The organism is Paenibacillus sp. J31P316, assembly GCF_056269105.1.
On sequence record NZ_JBWDNI010000002.1, the window covers coordinates 74,457 to 92,681 of the forward strand.

Consider the following 18,225-nt stretch of genomic DNA (forward strand, 5'->3'; position numbering starts at 1 on the left):
AGGACCCTCCGTATTTACAAAAATAAGGAAGCATGTTATATTTTCACTTATTGGATCTATTTTTGAAACCTTGTTTTGTACAATGAAACATTGAGGAGTGATGAAATGGACAAAAAGGAACAGGTGAAAGCCCAATTTGGAGCTAATGCTGCTAAGTATGTTGCTAGCCCACGTCATGCATCCGGGCAAGATTTGAACCAATTAATCGAGTGGTCCCAAGCAGAGAATGCCGCGCAGGCGCTCGATATCGCTACCGGAGGCGGACATTGCGCCTTGGCGTTGTCCTCCTGTGTCGATGAAGTGACCACGCTGGATATTACGGCCGAGATGCTGGAAGAAGCGGAAGCTTTTCTTGCCGGGAAGGGATGCCTGAATATCAAGTACGTTGTTGGGGACGCGGAGAACCTTCCTTTTGCCCAAGAACAATTCGATCTGGTCACGTGCCGCATCGCCGCTCATCACTTTCCTGATCCCGACCGGTTCGTACAGGAATCATGGCGCGTATTGAAGCGCGGCGGATGCTTTATTCTGATGGACAACATCGCCCCGGAAGCGGATCGGATCGACAACCTCTATAATGATATCGAACAACGACGGGACCCCAGCCACTTCCGCGCTTGGAAGAAAACGGAGTGGATACGCCGGATCGAACTGGCCGGCTTCCGGGTGGAACAGCTGCTGCAGACCGGCAAACCGTTCGAGTTTGCTGCCTGGTGTGCCCGAATGAATGTATCCGAGCAGATTCAGCAAGAGTTAGAGACGGATATGCTGAACTGGCCCAATGCGGATCAGCAGCAGCTTAAGGTCCGCAGCGAGAACGGCAAGCTGCTCAGCTTCGAGGGAAGTTACATGATGTTGAAGGCGCGGAGAACATAACGCATAGGCAGTCGGACATTCCGGCTGCAATAAAAAATGGCGATGCCGGGAGCGTTCCCGGTGCATCGCCATTCTATCTTAAAACCTGCCGATAACCGATTATTTCTTCGCCACCGTCAGGCTAACGTCGTCGAAATAAAGAGTCGAAATCCCTTCGAATCCGGAATCGGTACCGATCAACAGGAAGAGCTCGCCTTTGGCGTTCGTCTTCGCGGCAGCTTTATATTCGAACTTGACGGGCTGATAGCCCGGTTTGCCCGAATCCGGTTTTGCGACATTCCCGACGATTTTGGCGTCGGCCCCTTCGGTTGCCTGGTTACCTTTGTCGATGTTCATGCGGAAGAATTCCGAGCCCGCATCGCCTGTTTTTACCGCTTGAGGTTCTGTTCCGGTAATCCCCGCCTTAACGTACACGGACTCCGCGGGAGCCCCGCCGACGCCCATGCCGCCGCCGTCTTGGTCGGTGTACATCGTGAACGTAAAGTTCCCGCTGTATGCCGTATTCGGCTCGAGCCCCTCCACTTTCTTCGTCAGGAACATGAACAAGTCGTCGCTGCGGTTGCTGCCGTGGAGTTTCAATCCATAATTCGTCTTGTTCGTGCCATCTTGGAGAGGCAGCAATTCGCGGGCGTATTTCAATTCGTAAATAGCCGGATCGTAATCGACCGGAAGATCGGCGAAGCCGCCCTTCCATCCATCTTCACCTTGGCTAAAGTCGTATCGGAAGGTTTGTCCGAGATTCTTGTGCGAGAGCGTAACCGTGTGCGAAGCGTTATTCCATTCGACCGCGGCTCCCATCTGGCCGGCGATGGTTCTGACCGGAACGAACAATACGCCGCCTTTGTTCTCGAACGAGGAGATCGTGAGCGTCCCGAACGGAGAACCCGTCACCGTGGCCGTATGCTTCGCCTGGTTCCAGACGACGCCGGCGGATAACGATTCCGCGAGGGCCCGAAGGGGAACCATCGTCAAACCGCCTGCATTCACGTAAGGCGCCGTCGCCAGAGCGTGTTTGCCTGCGTGATCGGTATAAAATTTTGATCCAAGCTGGAATTGAACGCTCGTTTGCGCCGAAGGAGCCGGAGTCTCCGCGTGCGCCTGAGCCAATGGAAGGGCGGGAACGAGCGTTAATGCCGCAAGGAGTCCCGTCCGGATATGTTTGTGTCGTATCATCGTATTAACACCGTCCTATTGTAATTTGGTAGCGTACGATAGAATAGACGCATGTGCCGCTTGATAGGTTGCAGCAGCCCTTTGCGTCATAAAAGGCCAACGGAAATCGGGATCATGCCCGATTTCCGTTGGCCTTTATTTTGCATCGGCGCTGGTTTCGACGATTAACGGGATCCGGTTAGAACGCCGCGGCTACCGCGGCAGTCTCCTTCAAGCCGTTCTCGATAATATCCTTCGCGCGATCCGCATACTGCGCGTGACCTTCGATGACGACGACCTCCGGCTGATGGACTCCCCAGAATCGAAGGATCGTTTGCATGTAATTTTGTGCCATTTCGAGCGATTGCATGGCCTCCGACGAATAATCGCCGCCGCGGGCGGTGAGCAGTACGACTTTTTTGTCGCCGACCAAGCCGACCGGGCCATCCGACGTGTACTTGAACGTTTTCCCAGCCTGCGAGAGATAAGATACGTAGTTGATCAATGGAGCCGGAACCGTGAAATTCCATAGCGGGAACGCGAATACGATTTTATCCGAACTCAGGAACTGATTCATATAGGCATTAGCGGCATCCACGGCGATTCTTTCTTCGTCCGTCACTTCGATCCCTTTGGACTCTTTATACAGTCCCGTTAATACAACGTTTCCGAAATAAGGAAGGTTCTTCTCGAACAAATCCAATTCCGTGATGGTATCGTTCGGGTTCGCTGCTTGATAGCTGGTCAGAAACTGATGATACATTTGGTTGCTGATTGCTACGTCAGACGGGCGATCGTTCGATTTTACAAATAATACGTTAGCCATGTTAGTTGCCTCCGAAGTGTGTTGGTATTCGGCGGAATAAGCGGCATTCGGCCATTCCGGAATGACCGATCCAGCTTTTCCGCCAGTAAGTAGTGTTTTGGTCGGACACTGCAAGGAGTGTCTACATGAAGTATAAGTTCGAATCCGTTCGTCGTGAAGACGTTACATTTTTATAGACTAAGTCACTTTTAGGTAACCTTTGGCGTTAAAAACAAGAAAGCTGTCTTGATGCGCCTTCGCGGCGTCAAGACAGCTTCTATGACAAAAGTGTTCGCTATTTCGCTATTAGGATGGCTTGACGACTTCCCTGCTCCGTTTGCGCCTCAAGTGCTCTTCGTGTTTTTTTCCCCATTGATGCATCGATTCGAGAATCGGGTCCAGACTTTGACCGGCTTCGGTAAGCGAATATTCCACTCGCGGCGGAACGCTGGGATACACGATGCGCTGAATAATATCTTGCTCCTCCAGATCACGCAAATGTGAAATCAACATTTTTTTCGTTACGCCGGGAATGCTTTTTTGCAGCTCGCTGAATCGCTTGGTGCCTTGAAACAATGCAAAGAGAATGGAAGTTTTCCATTTGCCGAAGAGCACGTCCAGCGCGGAATCAACTGCGCAAGCTTCATGATTTGGATCCGTGGTCATCATCTAACTCCTTCCATGGGGTATCCATAAAGTGTGGTTGACACTCGAGAGTGTCTCCTTCCCCCATTCAAACGTGTACTTATAATAGCATATGTAACGACATTAAGCTTTTCCGGAAGGGAGAATGTTCCGGTCAGCTTATCATAGATCAGGTCTATAGCAAATCTAAAATATATGAATTACATGTATAGAACCTTTTCGTATTATAGTGTAACTATCGGAACACGATGTTTCAAGCGAAGGAGAGAATCAGCATGGAATATAACTATAAAAAAGCCCACATTTTTTGGGATGACGTCATTGAATCGGTAGTCATTCGTTGGCATTCCTTTGCCAAAGGGGATGAACTCCGCGAACCTTTGGATAAATTGATCGAATTAGCCGTCATCAAGAAGGCGAAGAAGGCTTTGTTCGATAATAGTCATATCTTGGTTTTGGATCAAGACATGAAGTGGTTGTCCGAAGAGTGGCTTCCTAGATTATTGAATGCGGGCATTCAATACTCGGCTACCGTTAATTCTAAGAGCTCGGCTGCCAACAACGATTTGCATAGAGAAGCTAGTGAAGAAAAGGTCACGCAAATGCAGCATTACGAATTCGACGGCATTCACAATGCGGTTGTATGGTTATCCGAAATAGCTGCTTGATCACCTGAAGAAGAAATCCCGCCTTCCGGCGAAACTGAAACGAAAACAGCGCGCACCGATTGAATATCGATGCACGCCGTTTTCGTTGTTCATTTCCACTTACAAATATGCTACATTCAATCCTTTAGCATAAAAAGCCGAGTAAAAACGTGGCCTTTTATGTTCGGCTATGAAAGTTTTCCTTATTTCCTCAGCGGTTGTAATGCTCCGGACCAAGCTACCACCTGTTCCAACATGCTGTCCACGGTCGCTTCGTGATACGGTGACGGTTTGAACACGCTGTAATTCTCGAAATCATCGCGAAGTGAAAGAGCGACTTGCGCGCGAACGTCCGCGATCTGCAGCTCTCCCATAATAAGCCGTAAGTTTTCTACTGCCCGAGCTCCCCCAAGACTGCCGTACCCGACGAAACCCGCCGCTTTATTGTTCCATTCCTGAAATAAGAAATCGATCGCGTTTTTGAGCGCTCCCGATGTGGCATGGTTGTATTCGGGAGTTACGAATACGTAGCCATCGAACGAGGCAATTTTTTCCGACCAGGCTTTTGTATGTTGTTTTGAATACGGTTGCCCCATAGCCGGTGGAATCGGCTCATCGTAAATCGGTAAATTGAAGTCGGCGATATCCACCAGTTCATACTCGGCGTCATTTCTCTTTTTAGCGATATCGTAAGTCCAGCGAGCTACCGCCTCTCCGTTGCGGCCGGGACGCGTGCTTCCAATAATAATGCCAATTTTAATCATAACAATAGTTCCTCCATCTTCTGGTTATTTCTAAACTAAGATGCGCGATGTTCATCTTAATTATTCCCGGAGCACGGAGCACTTAATATTCCGGGTCCTGTGATACACGTTTTGTATAAGCAAAACCGGATTTATGAGAAAACAAAAACGACCGCTTCCCGGTAGAATACCGAGAAGCAGTCGCAGCTTATTGAGCTATCTTAAGAAAGACTGGGTGGTTCGATGTGCGTTCCTGTTCACGACGAAGCGTAGTCTGATGCCAGCAACGCCAACAGCTCGTCGAGTCGATTCACGATCGCATCGGGCGTATCCGGTCCGTCCGGAATCGGCTGATCGCGCGCATCGCCTTGCCGGATAAGGATCGCCCGCATGCCTAATCGTTTGGCCGGAACGATATCATTATCGATGCGATCGCCGATCATGACCGCCTGCTCCGGCTTGCAGCCGGCCTGCTCCAACGCGAGTTGGAAAAAGCGCGGATCCGGCTTCGCCAATCCCGCCTCGGCCGACGCACAGCAGACGTCGATGAACGGAGCGAAGCCGTACGAGTCGATTCTTTCGCGCGTTCCAGGTCCTTGATTGGCGATAATGCCGAGCCGATATCGGGAGGCAAGCGTCCGAAGGAGCGGAATAGCTCCGGCATACGGACGTTCCAGCTCCTTGCGGTATTTCATGCTTTTCCAGATCTGGGAGCGCTGGACGTCATCCGGCACCCACTGTTCCATGAGTACCCGCATCGGAGACGCCTCGAACCGGCGATAACCGTCTCGAATGGCTTGGCGCACTTGTTCTGGCGCAAAGCGCAGCCCAACTGCTTCCGCCCCCTTCACGAACTGGCCGATAATGTCGCGCATGGCTTCCGACTCGTCGATCAGCGTCTCGCCGAGATCCAAAAATAGCCAACGAATTCCGTTGGCCCAAGACTTCATGGCTGTCATGATGACCCTTCCTTTCCCGCGTTTTCAATCCATCAGCCTCCCGGCCGCGCGGTCGACTCTCTAACTGCGAGCTCGGGCAGCAACCGAATGCGCTGCTTCGACATGTCGCCGCCGTCGATACGGCGAATCAATAGCTCCATGACCCGGTTCCCCAGCTCCTTCGTCGGCATCGAGACCGACGTAAGCTTCGGTTCCATGATCTCGCACAGAATCGTATTGTCATACCCGATGACCGACAGCTCCGCAGGCATGCGGATGCCGCGCGTTCTTGCCGCCAGCATGGAGCCTACGGCGGAGACATCGTTGTAGCCGAAGATCGCCGTCGGGCGCTCCGCCCGGTCGAGCAGGATGCCGGCCTGCACGGCCGCCCCGTCGATCGTATGGCCGCCGACGCGGATGAGGCTATTATCTACATGGAAGCCGCGGTCTTGCAGCGCCTGCCTGTAGCCTCGAATTCGCTCGTGGCTGCTGAGCGTGTCTTCGCCCACCATGCCGATGCGAACGTGACCCAGTTCCAGCAAATATTCGGTAGCCCGGTAGCCGCCCAGATAGTCGTCGGCGGTCACGCTGTCCACGGAGAGCTCGTCGCGCTCATGGGCGAAGAGGACGACCGGCACGCCGTCTTCGGTCAGCTCCTGCAAGAGACCGATATTGTTGAAACGCGCCGCGATAATGTAACCGTCCACCTTGCGCCGGAGCAGGGAGATATGGCGCTCCTCTTTCTCGGAATCCCGCTCCGTAGTCGCCATGACGATCGTATAGCCCAGCTCGTGGCCCCTCGCTTCGATTCGCTTCAAATATTCGGCATAGACCGGGTTGTCGATGTCCGGAATAATCAGCGCGATCGTGCGCGTCCCCTTACCCTTCATGGCGGATGCCATCACGCTCGGTTCATAGCGCTGCTCGTTCATGATTTGTTTGATCTTATTTCGCGTCTTCTCGCTGATTTTACCTTTATCGTTGATCACCTTGGATACGGTGGCCGTCGATACGCCCGCCGCTCTGGCAATATCGTAAATCGTCGATTTCATCGCAGCACGCTCTCATCTCTTCTCGTTTTGTCCAGTATAGCGAATCGGCCGAGATATGGGAAGGACGCCAAGCCGTTCGCCCGCCTGGCGTCCCCTCCTTATCCTATTGCGTTCGCTGCCTTGTCTTCAGCATGTTTACGATAGAACGACGGACGCTCCGGCATCGAAATCGGCACGATGGCGCCCGAGTCGCGCGCTTCCAGGCAGGCGTCGGAAGCGATGGCCGCCGCGTAGCCGTCCCAGGCAGACGGACCGTTCATTTCCCCGCGCAAAGTCGAGTCGATCCAGTCCTGGAGCTCAATATCGTACGCTTCGATGAAACGTTCCTTCCAATCGGTCAGCAGGCCGGTGGACAGCTTCGCTCCGCTGCGCATCGTCACGCTCATCGGCTCGGGCAGGCTGGCGATGCCCGTTTCGCCGACGAGCTGGCATTGGATGTCGTAGCCGTAGTTGCAGTTGACGAAGATCTCGCCGTTGATCCGGACGCCCTTTGCCGTCTCCATGTAGACGAGCAGCGGGTCTTGCAGATGGCTGCCCGCCAGACGCGACTGGCGAGGCCGAACCACTTGGACGGATACGTAATCGTCGTCCAACAGCCACCGGTGAACATCCAGCTCGTGGATGAACGTATCGACGATGGACATATCCCGCGTATAGAATTCCGGCACCGACACGTTGCGATGCGCGCAGTTCAGAATGAGCGGCTCGCCGATCGCGCCGCTGACCAGCGTCTCTTTCAACGCGCGGTAACCCCGGTCGTAACGGCGCATGTAGCCCACCTGCACCAGCTGCCTGCCGCACGCCGCTTCCGCTTCGACGATGGACCTGCAGCCTTCCGCCGTCAAGGCCAACGGCTTCTCGCAGAACACCGGTTTGCCCGCCGCGATCGACGCCAGCACGAATTCCTCGTGCGTCGCTCCCCAGGACGTAACCATGACCGCGTCCACGTCTTGCGCGCGGATCAGCTCCTGCCCGTTCTCATAGACGGCGGCCCGCAGCTTTAATGTATCCACGACATCTTGCACCTGTGCCGCGTTGACGTCCGTCACGGCGACAACCTCCGCTCCCTTCAACACCTGCGTCATTCGGCGAATATGCTCCCGGCCGATCGCGCCGGTTCCGATTACGCCTACCCGTAATGTCATATGTCCTTATGCTCCCCTCGAATCGTCTGTCGTGCCTCGCGCTACCAGCGTGCCGTCACCATTTTCTTCCGCGTATAAAATTCCACGCCGTCCGATCCGCAGGCATGAAGATCGCCGTAGAACGATTTCTTCCAACCGGAGAACGGGAAGAACGCCATCGGCGCCGGAACGCCCAGGTTGACGCCCAGCATGCCGGCATCGATCTCTTCGCGGAACTTGCGCACGTTACTGCCATCCTGCGTGAAGATACAAGCGCCGTTCGCGAATTCGGATCGATTGGCCATGGCGATCGCATCGTCTAGCGAGGCTGCTTGAGCAATGGACAATACCGGAGCGAAAATCTCGTCCTTCCAAATTTTCATCTCCGTCGTGACCTGGTCGAAGATCGTCGGACCGACAAAATAGCCCTTGCCGTTCACCGCCGAATCCGAGCGGCCGTCTCGAACCAGAAGCGCGCCTTCCTTCTCGCCGGTCTCGATGTAGCTCAGCGTTCGCTCCTTGTGCGGGCCGCGGATGACCGGACCTAGAAACACGTCATCGTCCAGGCCGTCTCCGATCTTGATGGCGTCGGCCGCTTCTCGGAGCTTCGCCAAGAACGGTGCATGCGCTTCGCCGACGGCCACGACGACCGAAGCGGCCATGCAGCGTTCGCCCGCGGAGCCGAATGCCGCGTTCAGCACCTGATTCACGGCGTAATCGAGATCGGCGTCGGGCATGACGATCGTGTGATTCTTGGCGCCGGCAAGCGCCTGCACGCGCTTGTCATGCGACGTACCTTTCCGGTACACGTACTCCGCTACAGGCTGGGAGCCGACGAACGAAATCGCCTTGACGTCCTTGTGCTCCAGCAGTCCGTTGACGACGTCATGCGCGCCGTGCACGATATTCAGGACGCCGTCCGGCAGGCCTGCATCCTTCATCAGCTGGCCGAGCCGGTTCGCCAGCTGCGGCGTGCGCTCCGAAGGTTTCAAGATGAAGGCGTTGCCGCAGGCGATGGCGAGCGGGAACATCCAGCACGGGCACATCATCGGGAAATTGAACGGCGTGATTCCGCCGACGACGCCGATCGGATAACGGTACATGCCCGATTCCAGGTTGGTGGCTATGTCCGGCAGCTGCTTGCCCATCATGAGCGTAGGCGCGCCGGCCGCGAATTCCACGCATTCGATGCCGCGCTGCACTTCGCCGTATGCTTCTTTATAGCTCTTGCCGTTCTCGAGCGTAATGAGGCGCGCCAGCTCTTCCCAATGCTCCACCAGCAGCTGCTGGTAACGGAATAGAACGCGTGCACGGCGAGGCACTGCCGTCGCGCTCCAGGATTTGAACGCTTCGCTCGCCGTCCGGACGGCCACATCCAGATCTTCGCGGCTGGACAACGGAACGCGGGCCAGGATCTCTTCGGTTGCCGGATTGTACACGGGCTCCGATTTATCCGACGTGGAAGCGACCCACTGGCCGCCAATGAAATTGGGGAGCGTCTGTACTTCGATTGCTGTCATCTGTGTACCTCCTTGGATTATGACCGACTCACGAACCGACCGCTTTTGCACAGCTCGATGTAAGCTTCGATGGCCGCCAGCGTCGGCATCGCGTCCGAGCAGCTATGGCTCGAAATGACGATCGAGGCGGCCGCGGCGCCGTATTCCATCGACTTGGCGACGTTCCAGCCTTTCATCAGGCCGTGAATGAAGCCCGCCGCGTAAGAATCGCCAGCTCCGAACGTTTTGACCACGTTGGCCGGGAATATCGCGCCTTCGACCCGCTCGCCTTCCTTCGTAAACGCGAACGAGCCGTCTTTGCCGTGCTTGATGACGACGATGCTCGCATTACGCGCGAACCACTTGCCGGCCGTATACGCGTCGTCCCGTCCCGCGTTTCGTTCAAACGTCTCCATGGCGTCGAACTCTTCGCGCGTGCCGATGATGACGTCGCATTGCGAGGCAGCGAGGTTATAATAGACTGCCGTCTCCTCGGGCGAAGCCCACGTATAGGGCCGGTAGTCGAGGTCGAACAGCACGACGGTGCCATGCTTGCGCGCGTAGTCGAGGGCGACGAATACCGCCTCCCTCGAGGGGCTCTTCGCCAATGCCGTACCCGAGATCAGCAAGGCCTTGGCCTTCGCGATGTATTCCTCCTTGACGTCGTGCGGCTCAAGCTTCAGATCGGCCGCATTGTCGCGGTACATGAGGATGCTGCAGTCGGTCGGGCTCATGATCTCCGTGAAAGCGAGCCCGGTCACGCTCCCCGACCGGTCCGTTATCATGCCGGAAGTATCGATGCCGTTGCGCTCGAAATAGCGGACGATGAATCGGCCCATTTGGTCGTCGGACACCCGACCGATGAAGCCGGCCCGCATCCCGAGCCTCGCCATGCCGATCGTGATATTGGCCGGCGAGCCGCCTACGTATTTGGTGAACGTGACCGTGTCCTCCATGGGACGGTGAATTTCATTGGCGTTCAGATCGACGCATGCGCGCCCCAGCGCGACGAAATCCAACTCCCTGCCCTCCGAGAACGAAAGGTTGTTCATGCCTGCTTCACTCCCTCCTCGCTGTTTTCGGCAAGCGCCGCCTCCGCCAGTTTGCGCTCCATGACCCAAGCATGGTTCGGATCGTTATGGAACACCCATGTTCGGACCGGACCGGCCATCACGTTAAGGTAATAGACCTCATAACCGGGCGGAGCCGACACCGGGTGATAACCCTCAGGCACCAGCACCGCATCGCCATCCTTTACGACCATCGTCTCGTTCAGCGAACCCTCGTCGTTGTACACGCGCTGGAGCGCAAAGCCATGCCCCGGGTTGACCCGGTGATAGTACGTTTCTTCGAGATAAGACTCGTGGGGCAGATTATCGTTGTCGTGCTTGTGCGGCGGATAGCTGGACCAATGGCCCTCCGGCGTAAATACCTCCACCACGAGCAGGCTGTCTGCTTCCTTCTGCTCCGGGAGAATGTTGTGAATCCGACGTCCGACATTGCCCGCCCCTCTTTGCTCGATGCCGACGTCTTCCGGCCCGATCAGGCGGGCGGGATAATTTCCCTTTCCCGGTGCCAGGCATACGGCCAATTCCAACGGGGTCAGCGCTTCCACCTCGAATGAATCGCCGTTCGGCACGTAGACCGAATAAGGCGGGATGTGCTCGAACACGCTCATCCGCTCTCCGATATCGTCCCACTTGGCATGCCGCGTGCCGACCGTCGCCCTGCCCGACAGCAGGACGAGGCAAGCTTCCCGGTCTCCCGTCTCCCGTTTCAGCGACTGGCCGGGGTCCAGCCGATACACCTCGAAACCTACGTACGTCCAGCCTGCCGTCGCGGGCGAAATGCTCAGTACTTTTCCATTTTGATCCGGCGCTTGCGAAGGAACGATTAAATCCGCCATGCCGTTCTTCCCTCCTCTTGATCGTCTGCGGAGTACCGGTTTACAAGCCGGTCTGCTCGCGGATGTAGCGGCGGGCTTTCACCGCGTATTCGAACGGGTTCGCTTCGGCGGGATCCTGCTCGGCCTCCACGACGAACCAGCCTGCGTAGTTCATGTCGTCAAGCTTGGCAAACACCGGCGGGAAGTCCACCGCGCCGTCGCCGGGCACCGTGAACGCGCCCGCCTTGACCGCCTGCAAGAAGCTCAGCCGCTCCCGCCGGACCTGCTCGACCACGTCCGCCCGGATATCCTTCAGATGCACATGCTTGACGCGATCTGCATGTTTCGCAAGAATCGCTTGCGGATCTTCGCCGGAGAAGGACAGATGCCCGGTATCGAACAGCAGCGAGACGAGTGCCGGATCCGTGAGTTCCATCAGCTTGTCGATCTCCTCTGCCGTCTGTACGCCCGTGCCCATATGGTGGTGATAGACGACGTCCATTCCCTTCTCTTGCGCCAGCTCGCCCAGCCGATGAAGGCCGAACGCGAGCGATTGCCACTCTTCCTCCGCGAACGTCGGCTTGCCGTCGAAGACCGGCACATCCTGCATGCCTTGAATGCTATGTCCCTGTTCCGCGACCACGATGACCTTCGCGCCTATGGCATGGAGAAAATCGCGGTGCCGGATGAAGGCGTCCTCAGTCTCCTGCAGCGGCTTCGTCACGAGGAACGCGCTGAACCACGCGCTCGCGATCGACAGGCCGCGCGCCTCGAGGTAGTTTCGCAGCACATCCGGATCCCGCGGGTATTTGTTGCCGACCTCGCTGCCTTCGAAGCCGGCGAGCGCCATTTCGCTGATGCATTGCTCGAACGTATTTTCACCGCCCAGCTCCGGCAGATCGTCGTTCGTCCATGCGATGGGAGCGATGCCTAGCTTGATTTTCGATCGATTCAGCATGCTGATTCCTCCTAGGGATGTTGTGGGATCAATACCGCCGGGCTTCTTTCCTCGCCTCTTCCTTCCTCGCGTAAGCCTGCTCGGTCGCCGGACTTCCCGAAACCTCCGCGACGCCGAAATGCCACCACTGGTCGTAATCGTGCGTCATCGTCTTCGGCAGCACCTTGATGTCGATCAGCGTGGAAACCGTCTGTTTCTTCGCGTCGGCGAGCGCCTCCCGAAGCTGCTCCAGCGTGTGGACGGCATACGTCTTCACCCCGTAGCCCGCCGCGCTCTGCGCAAAGTCGATCCGCATCAGCTCGCCGTCCAGCCGGCCGGTGTCCGGATTCCGGTAACGGAACTCCGTGCCGAAGCTTCCCATGCCATTGCCCATCTGCAGGTTGTTGATGCAGCCGAACGCCGCGTTGTCGAACAGAAGAACGTTGATTTTCTTCCGCTCCTGCAGGCTAGTCACCAGCTCCGAGTGCAGCATCAAATAGCTGCCGTCGCCGGTCATCGCATAGACTTCCTTGCCCGGCTCAGCGAGCTTCACGCCAAGCGCGCCGGAAACCTCGTACCCCATGCAGGAGTAACCGTACTCCATGTGGTAGGTTTCCGGCCGTCTGTTCTTCCACATCCGCTGCAGGTCGCCGGGCAGGCTTCCCGACGCGCCGATGACGATCGCGTCCTCGTCGACGAGCCGATTCACCTCGCCGATGACGCTCGTCTGCGTCAGGCCGGTCTCGAACCGGCCGCTGAATTCGGGCAGCACGTGATCGAGGTGGCCCGGCACCTCCGGCACGAACGGAGCCCCTTCGCGGTAACCGGTGCCGATCAGCCGTTCGAGCTCCGCGTTCCAGTCCGCCTTCGCAGCTGCGATTTCGCCGTCGTACGCGGCGCGATACCCGGCTGCAGAGAGCTCGCGCTCCAGCGCTTCGAGCGCCAGCTTCGCGTCGGCCGTCAGCTTGACCGCGTCGAGCTTGTAGCCGTCGTGCACCGAGACGTTGATCGTCAGTACGTCGGCTTGCGCGTGCCGGAACAGCCATTTCGACGCCGTCGTGAAATCGGTGTAGCGCGTGCCGACGCCGATAATCAGGTCTGCCTCCTGCGCCAGCCGGTTGGCCGCGAGGTTGCCCGTTACGCCGATGCCGCCAAGGTTATACGGATGGTCGCTCTCGACAGCGCTTTTGCCCGCCTGCGTCTCCGCGAACGGAATATGGAAGCGCTCGGCGAAACGCTTCAGCGCCTCCGCCGCTTCCGAATAACGGACGCCTCCGCCGCATATAATCAGCGGTTTGCGTTTGCTGCCGATCAGCGCCGCGGCTTCCGTCAGCTCCTCCGCGTTCGGGATGCGCCGTTCGATGCGATGGACGCGCTCCTTGAAGAAGGCGACCGGAAAGCCGTACGCTTCGGTCTGCACGTCCTGCGGCAGCGCGATCGTCACGGCCCCCGTGTTCGCCGGATCGGTCAACACGCGCATGGCGTGAATGAGGGATGACATCAGCTGTTCCGGCCGATTGATCCGGTCCCAGAATTTGCTCACGGCACGGAAGGCGTCGTTGGTCGTCAACGTCAGGTCGTACGGCTGCTCGATCTGCTGCAGCACCGGATCCGGCTGCCGGGTTGCGAACGTATCGCCGACGAGCAATAGCACGGGAATTTGATTGGCGGACGCGGTCGCCGCAGCCGTGATCATGTTGGCCGAACCCGGTCCGACCGACGTCGTGCAAGCCATGATTTGTTTGCGTCGCTTCTGCTTCGCGAACGCGACGGCGGCGTGAGCCATCCCTTGCTCGCTGCGTCCCTGGTACACTTCGAGGCCGCCCGCTTCAGCCTCCAGCGCCTGACCGATGCCAAGCACGTTGCCGTGGCCGAAGATGGTGAATACGCCTTTGATCAGCCGCTGCCGCGCGCCGTCGAATTCAACGAACTGACTGTTCAAGAATCGAATAAGTGCCTGTGCCGTCGTCAAACGGACCGTTTCCATCGTTCTACATCACTCCTCTTGAGTTAGGGATAACGATTACCCTATATCGATAAAAAATGGATGATATGTTGCTCATATCATCCCACTCATCTTCAGGGTAATCGGTTTCCTTAATAATTCGAGTATAAGGAATTTCTCTCGGTATGACAACGCTTTCTTTGTTAAAGAATCGTAACATCCGATATTGTGCTCGATACGAGATTCCTCTGATCGTCGCTCGCTCTGCCACCCTTCGTTCGTTAACTCTACGTTTGCGCTAACTCTTCCAGCCAGCGAAGCATAGCGAAGAAAATCGAGGAACAGCGATCCATAAATCAACAAACCTTATTCTGCCTGTTCAATGCGCAATCCTTGCCCTGCATCGACGCGAAGCTCTTCGATCGCCGTTGCATGCGCGAATACGATCGGGGCTGGCGTTCCTTCGACAGCGATGGAATTATCGGCGATCGTCACCTCACTGCAGGCGGTCAGCCGGATAAGGCTTGCCGCCCTTCTCGAATGATGCAGGCTGCCATGGCTTTCGTCTCCTGAAGCGGAGACGATCGTATTATTCGCGAAGCGGAGTCCCCGAACGCTCTTGGCATCCAGCGCCGCCGCTTCGGACGTCTCGATCCGATTGCCTTCGATAACGATTCCGCCGTGCACGGGTTTCCCGGCATCGACGAGGCGATTCTCGGGCGCGACGTATATGACCGGATGCTCGGCGTTCCCGCAAGCGATAAACCGGTTGCCGCGAATCGTCAGGTCGCGGACCGGACCGGATTCGAACCAGCTCTCCGCATCGTCGGCCACGAATACGCCACTCATCGTCATGCCGTCGAACACGTTCTGCTCGATAATCGCTTTGCGGCGGGTCGTGACCAGCACGCCGCGCGTCGGAATGCGGGCGAAATAATTGCCGCGGACATGAAGTTCCGGCGTCCAAGTCACGTTCTCGATCGCGTGACCCACAGCGGCGCCATGAGGCACGTCTTCTTCCAACGTAAGCAGGCACTCGCGCGGACTGAGCGCTCGCACGGTCTTTACTTTGCCCGATCCGTACGCGATCAGCGACGCGCTCTCCACGAATTCCACCTCGTCGCCGGGGAAGTATGCCTCGAAACCGTACGTTTGCGGATGCATGAACCGCAGACGCACTTGATTCGGTGCCGGGATATCCACGATTTGCAAATGAGTCCCGTGCACGTTGATCGGATCGTCATGGCCGCCGACGAACCGGCAGTCTTGGATAGCAATCTTCCCGCGGCAGCCTGACAGATGGATGAAATCAGCGAATGCCGTTACCGTTCTGCCCGTCTCGGGTCGCGGCGTCAAGTCCAAGCCGGCGAAGAGCAAGTCCTCGCTGTATTGGCAGACGATGCCGAGGCCGTGCATGAAATGAACGCCGGACCGGATCCATCGCACGTTCCGGCTTCGGTGGATAAAGGCGCCCACTTGGTCGCGAATGCCGTCGCGCACCTGCAGTACCCTGCCTGGCGGCTGTTCCGCTGCGCCGTCCAGATGGAAGCGAAGCCGCTTCGGGGCAAGCTCTTCGACCCGGACCGCCCGCTCGCCCAAGTTATCGATGCGCCAGGTGCGATTCCGAACCGGATCGAAGGCCTGCATCGGCCCGGCGTGAAAGCACCAGCCGTCGCCGATCCAATAAACGCGGCCGTCACGCAGCTCGTACCGGGAATCGGGATGCACGAGCGCATCGAAATAATCGGCACCGACGGCGGCGATCGTCATTTCCGCCACCGTCGGCCGGACATAATCCAGATGCAGGTTGCGGATCTCGATATCGTCGCAGCCATCCAAGACGAGCATGGTCATGCGGCCGTGAATCAGAAACAGCGACCCGTTGCCCTCAAGCGTCAATCTTGCTGCCTGCTTGAACAGGATGGCGATCGTCTTCGTGACGTCGGGATTCTCTTCCTCGCTCGCCGTGTTCGTGATGGAATACTTCGACCGCGCTGCCGTTTCCGGATAGAAATCGTAGCTGCCGTTCGGGCATTCCAGCACGACGGGACCGGACGCGAGAGATGCCGCTTCAATCGCGCGGCGCATGGCCGGCAGCGCATCGCGCCCGGAATTCGGCTCGGCGCCGTAATCCGTCAACAAGATACGGACCGGCGCGTCTGCGGCAGTTCGTTCGGAATTCATTCGCATCCTCCTCGTCGCAACCATTGTTCTTGCTGCATGGATGCAGCGTCAAACCCACCATACTTCGAATTTGCCGCCGGTACAAGACCTCAACGAATCGCAGCGCGCCTTTATTGACCCATCTTCGCCATCTCTGCCGTAACTTCGGTGATGGCATCCTGCAATCCTTTGCCGTTGTATCCCTTTTGCGCGTCATGCAGCATCTTGACCGGATCGTCCTTGCCCAGGATGATGCGGGTAAAATCCTCGTCGAAGTTGATCGTCGACAATTTGTCCTTCGCAGGCGTGGACATCGAGAAGATATCGAATGCCGTCGGAATCGGTTTGGCATTGTCCATCTGCCACTTCAGCTCGTTCTGAATGAAGTCGACGACCGAGTCGCCAAGCGCCGCGCGGTTAGCCGGGCTGTCCTCCAGCGAGCTTGCGTTGCGCCATGCCGCCAGCTGCGCGACGATGTCCATCGACGGATATTCTTTCTTCAGGTCGATGAAGGCGTCGCCTTCCTTCGGACGGGTGATCGTAATCGCGCCGCTTGCGTCTTTCGTGTAATCCGTGCCTTCGATGCCGTAGTCGAACATTTCCTTCGCTTCCGGCGACAGCAGCCAATCGTAAATGCTCAGGATGCGGTTGAATTTCGCGTCGTCGACTTCCGCGTTGAACATCGTCTCGGACCAGAACGACTGCGTCGTATGACGGTAGACCGTTCCGTCGGCCGACGGCCACAGGTGAAGGATTTCCACGTTGTCGAAGAAGTTCTTGCCGGGATTATTTTTCTCCCACTCCGCTTTGACCCCGCCGGAACCGCTGACGGAATTGGAAGCGAACGCCAGCGCGCCGGCCTTGCCTTGATAGAATTTCTGGTTCGCCTCGCCTGCCTTCTCGACCGCGAAGTCCGGATCGAGCGCGCCGTCGGCATACAGCTGCCGCGCTTGTACCATGACTTGGTCCATCTGCTTCGAAGCGTAGAACGGCATCCATTTGCCGTCTTCCTTCAGCCAGCTGGAATTGTCGAACTGCGGGAACGTCGGCATGAAGACGGCTTTGAAGTACCCGAGCGTGTTCATGACGATGCCCGTCGTATCCTTCTTGCCGTTGCCGTCGGGATCCTTCTCGGCGAACGCTTTCATCATTGCATCGAATTCCTCGAAGTTTTGCGGATCCTTCAAGCCGAGCTTATCCATCCAATCCTTGCGAACGAAGATCGCGCGGTCGACCGCCCACATATCCGTGTTCGGGTACGTCATCCGCGGAATGGCGTAGAGCTTGCCGTCGCGATAGACGCCTTTCACGTCCGGCGCCGTTGCCACTTTCTCCAGGTTCGGATACTTGCTCAAGTCTTCCGGCAGCGCCCGAACCAAGCCTTGGCTGACCCATTGATTGTACGTCGCAGGATTGTCGTTCACGATGCTGTTCGTGATAATGTCCGGCAGCTGGCCGGCCGCGGACCATACCTGGTTCTTCTCTTTATAGTTGTCCCAGCCGATGTCAACGGGTTTCAGCGTCACGTTGAAATCCTTCTCGATCTTCTGGATCAGCCCGTCATGCTGCTGGAAACCGACGCCGATGCCCCACCAGGAGAGCGAGATGTCCAGATGATCCTTGTACGGATTATCGTCGGCCGCGGCCGGCGCGTTCGCGGCCGCATTGTTGCCGCCCCCGTTGTCCGACGCCGCCGGAGCGTTGGCCCCGTTGTTCGAGCCGTTCGCGTCATTGCCATTGCCGCAACCGGATACCACTACGATGAGCGCCGCTGCGAGGAGACTGTTCAAGCCCATTCGTTTTGCTTTGTTCAT

The 18,225-nt window shown here is 57.2% G+C and carries 16 protein-coding genes; 2 read left to right on the forward strand and 14 right to left on the reverse strand.

Features of this window, described 5'->3' with window-relative positions; all coding sequences use genetic code 11:
• The first annotated feature begins 75 nt into the window (after nucleotides 1-75).
• Nucleotides 76-876 (forward strand): class I SAM-dependent methyltransferase, encoded by an 801-nt coding sequence (locus tag AC0YNU_RS05735; protein ID WP_475754139.1) that lies wholly within the window; start codon nucleotides 76-78, stop codon nucleotides 874-876.
• A gap of 99 nt (nucleotides 877-975) precedes the next feature.
• On the opposite strand, the gene AC0YNU_RS05740 is transcribed toward AC0YNU_RS05735, so the two are convergent.
• The 3 genes from AC0YNU_RS05740 to AC0YNU_RS05750 all read right to left on the reverse strand — a co-directional run bounded on the left by AC0YNU_RS05740 (nucleotide 976) and on the right by AC0YNU_RS05750 (nucleotide 3,499).
• Nucleotides 976-2,049: a copper amine oxidase N-terminal domain-containing protein gene (locus AC0YNU_RS05740; protein WP_475754141.1), complete on the reverse strand. Its 1,074-nt coding sequence runs from the start codon at nucleotides 2,047-2,049 to the stop codon at nucleotides 976-978.
• A 178-nt stretch (nucleotides 2,050-2,227) separates the two neighbouring features.
• Nucleotides 2,228-2,854, reverse strand: coding sequence for an FMN-dependent NADH-azoreductase (locus AC0YNU_RS05745; RefSeq protein WP_475754143.1), 627 nt, complete (start codon nucleotides 2,852-2,854; stop codon nucleotides 2,228-2,230).
• Nucleotides 2,855-3,139: 285 nt separating this feature from the next.
• Nucleotides 3,140-3,499 (reverse strand): winged helix-turn-helix transcriptional regulator, encoded by a 360-nt coding sequence (locus AC0YNU_RS05750; protein ID WP_475754145.1) that lies wholly within the window; start codon nucleotides 3,497-3,499, stop codon nucleotides 3,140-3,142.
• A gap of 254 nt (nucleotides 3,500-3,753) precedes the next feature.
• On the opposite strand from AC0YNU_RS05750, the gene AC0YNU_RS05755 reads away from it, so the two are divergent.
• Entirely contained in the window at nucleotides 3,754-4,146 is a 393-nt protein-coding gene (locus AC0YNU_RS05755) for a hypothetical protein (RefSeq protein WP_475754148.1), read from the forward strand.
• 182 nt (nucleotides 4,147-4,328) lie between these two features.
• Here the strand turns inward: AC0YNU_RS05755 and AC0YNU_RS05760 are convergent, their stop codons facing one another.
• The 11 genes from AC0YNU_RS05760 to AC0YNU_RS05810 form a co-directional block, all read right to left on the reverse strand.
• The gene (locus AC0YNU_RS05760; RefSeq protein ID WP_475754151.1) at nucleotides 4,329-4,889 is read right to left on the reverse strand and encodes an NADPH-dependent FMN reductase; all 561 of its coding nucleotides are present in this window, start codon (nucleotides 4,887-4,889) and stop codon (nucleotides 4,329-4,331) included.
• 236 nt (nucleotides 4,890-5,125) lie between these two features.
• On the reverse strand, nucleotides 5,126-5,827 hold the full coding sequence (locus tag AC0YNU_RS05765; RefSeq protein WP_475754153.1) for an HAD family hydrolase: 702 nt from the start codon (nucleotides 5,825-5,827) through the stop codon (nucleotides 5,126-5,128).
• Nucleotides 5,828-5,859: 32 nt separating this feature from the next.
• The gene (locus AC0YNU_RS05770) at nucleotides 5,860-6,858 is read right to left on the reverse strand and encodes a LacI family DNA-binding transcriptional regulator (protein WP_475754155.1); all 999 of its coding nucleotides are present in this window, start codon (nucleotides 6,856-6,858) and stop codon (nucleotides 5,860-5,862) included.
• Nucleotides 6,859-6,956: 98 nt separating this feature from the next.
• The gene (gene iolG, locus AC0YNU_RS05775; RefSeq protein ID WP_475754157.1) at nucleotides 6,957-8,003 is read right to left on the reverse strand and encodes a bifunctional inositol 2-dehydrogenase/D-chiro-inositol 1-dehydrogenase; all 1,047 of its coding nucleotides are present in this window, start codon (nucleotides 8,001-8,003) and stop codon (nucleotides 6,957-6,959) included.
• A gap of 41 nt (nucleotides 8,004-8,044) precedes the next feature.
• Nucleotides 8,045-9,502 carry a CoA-acylating methylmalonate-semialdehyde dehydrogenase gene (locus AC0YNU_RS05780; RefSeq protein ID WP_475754160.1) on the reverse strand — a complete coding sequence of 486 codons (1,458 nt, stop codon included), beginning with the start codon at nucleotides 9,500-9,502 and terminating at the stop codon, nucleotides 8,045-8,047.
• A 17-nt stretch (nucleotides 9,503-9,519) separates the two neighbouring features.
• Nucleotides 9,520-10,533: a 5-dehydro-2-deoxygluconokinase gene (gene iolC, locus AC0YNU_RS05785; RefSeq protein ID WP_475754162.1), complete on the reverse strand. Its 1,014-nt coding sequence runs from the start codon at nucleotides 10,531-10,533 to the stop codon at nucleotides 9,520-9,522.
• A complete protein-coding gene (gene iolB, locus AC0YNU_RS05790; RefSeq protein ID WP_475754164.1) occupies nucleotides 10,530-11,387 on the reverse strand; it encodes a 5-deoxy-glucuronate isomerase in 858 nt (285 codons plus the stop codon). The genes iolC and iolB overlap by 4 nt, the downstream gene beginning before the upstream one ends.
• 40 nt (nucleotides 11,388-11,427) lie before the next feature.
• Complete coding sequence (gene iolE / locus AC0YNU_RS05795; RefSeq protein ID WP_475754166.1) at nucleotides 11,428-12,324, reverse strand: myo-inosose-2 dehydratase; 897 nt, start codon at nucleotides 12,322-12,324, stop codon at nucleotides 11,428-11,430.
• Between the two features lie 28 nt (nucleotides 12,325-12,352).
• Entirely contained in the window at nucleotides 12,353-14,290 is a 1,938-nt protein-coding gene (gene iolD, locus AC0YNU_RS05800) for a 3D-(3,5/4)-trihydroxycyclohexane-1,2-dione acylhydrolase (decyclizing) (protein WP_475754168.1), read from the reverse strand.
• A gap of 324 nt (nucleotides 14,291-14,614) precedes the next feature.
• On the reverse strand, nucleotides 14,615-16,432 hold the full coding sequence (locus AC0YNU_RS05805) for a right-handed parallel beta-helix repeat-containing protein (RefSeq protein WP_475754170.1): 1,818 nt from the start codon (nucleotides 16,430-16,432) through the stop codon (nucleotides 14,615-14,617).
• A gap of 110 nt (nucleotides 16,433-16,542) precedes the next feature.
• Entirely contained in the window at nucleotides 16,543-18,225 is a 1,683-nt protein-coding gene (locus AC0YNU_RS05810) for a type 2 periplasmic-binding domain-containing protein (RefSeq protein ID WP_475754172.1), read from the reverse strand.

What these genes read in the sequence shown, in the direction of transcription:
- AC0YNU_RS05810 (WP_475754172.1), bottom strand. Translation starts at nt 18,225, where the DNA reads ATGAACAAAGCAAAACGAATGGGCTTGAACAGTCTCCTCGCAGCGGCG.
- iolG (WP_475754157.1), bottom strand. Translation starts at nt 8,003, where the DNA reads ATGACATTACGGGTAGGCGTAATCGGAACCGGCGCGATCGGCCGGGAG.
- iolC (WP_475754162.1), bottom strand. Translation starts at nt 10,533, where the DNA reads ATGAACAACCTTTCGTTCTCGGAGGGCAGGGAGTTGGATTTCGTCGCG.
- AC0YNU_RS05770 (WP_475754155.1), bottom strand. Translation starts at nt 6,858, where the DNA reads ATGAAATCGACGATTTACGATATTGCCAGAGCGGCGGGCGTATCGACG.
- AC0YNU_RS05780 (WP_475754160.1), bottom strand. Translation starts at nt 9,502, where the DNA reads ATGACAGCAATCGAAGTACAGACGCTCCCCAATTTCATTGGCGGCCAG.
- AC0YNU_RS05765 (WP_475754153.1), bottom strand. Translation starts at nt 5,827, where the DNA reads ATGACAGCCATGAAGTCTTGGGCCAACGGAATTCGTTGGCTATTTTTG.
- AC0YNU_RS05745 (WP_475754143.1), bottom strand. Translation starts at nt 2,854, where the DNA reads ATGGCTAACGTATTATTTGTAAAATCGAACGATCGCCCGTCTGACGTA.
- AC0YNU_RS05760 (WP_475754151.1), bottom strand. Translation starts at nt 4,889, where the DNA reads ATGATTAAAATTGGCATTATTATTGGAAGCACGCGTCCCGGCCGCAAC.
- AC0YNU_RS05750 (WP_475754145.1), bottom strand. Translation starts at nt 3,499, where the DNA reads ATGACCACGGATCCAAATCATGAAGCTTGCGCAGTTGATTCCGCGCTG.
- AC0YNU_RS05805 (WP_475754170.1), bottom strand. Translation starts at nt 16,432, where the DNA reads ATGAATTCCGAACGAACTGCCGCAGACGCGCCGGTCCGTATCTTGTTG.
- AC0YNU_RS05755 (WP_475754148.1), top strand. Translation starts at nt 3,754, where the DNA reads ATGGAATATAACTATAAAAAAGCCCACATTTTTTGGGATGACGTCATT.
- iolE (WP_475754166.1), bottom strand. Translation starts at nt 12,324, where the DNA reads ATGCTGAATCGATCGAAAATCAAGCTAGGCATCGCTCCCATCGCATGG.
- AC0YNU_RS05740 (WP_475754141.1), bottom strand. Translation starts at nt 2,049, where the DNA reads ATGATACGACACAAACATATCCGGACGGGACTCCTTGCGGCATTAACG.
- iolD (WP_475754168.1), bottom strand. Translation starts at nt 14,290, where the DNA reads ATGGAAACGGTCCGTTTGACGACGGCACAGGCACTTATTCGATTCTTG.
- iolB (WP_475754164.1), bottom strand. Translation starts at nt 11,387, where the DNA reads ATGGCGGATTTAATCGTTCCTTCGCAAGCGCCGGATCAAAATGGAAAA.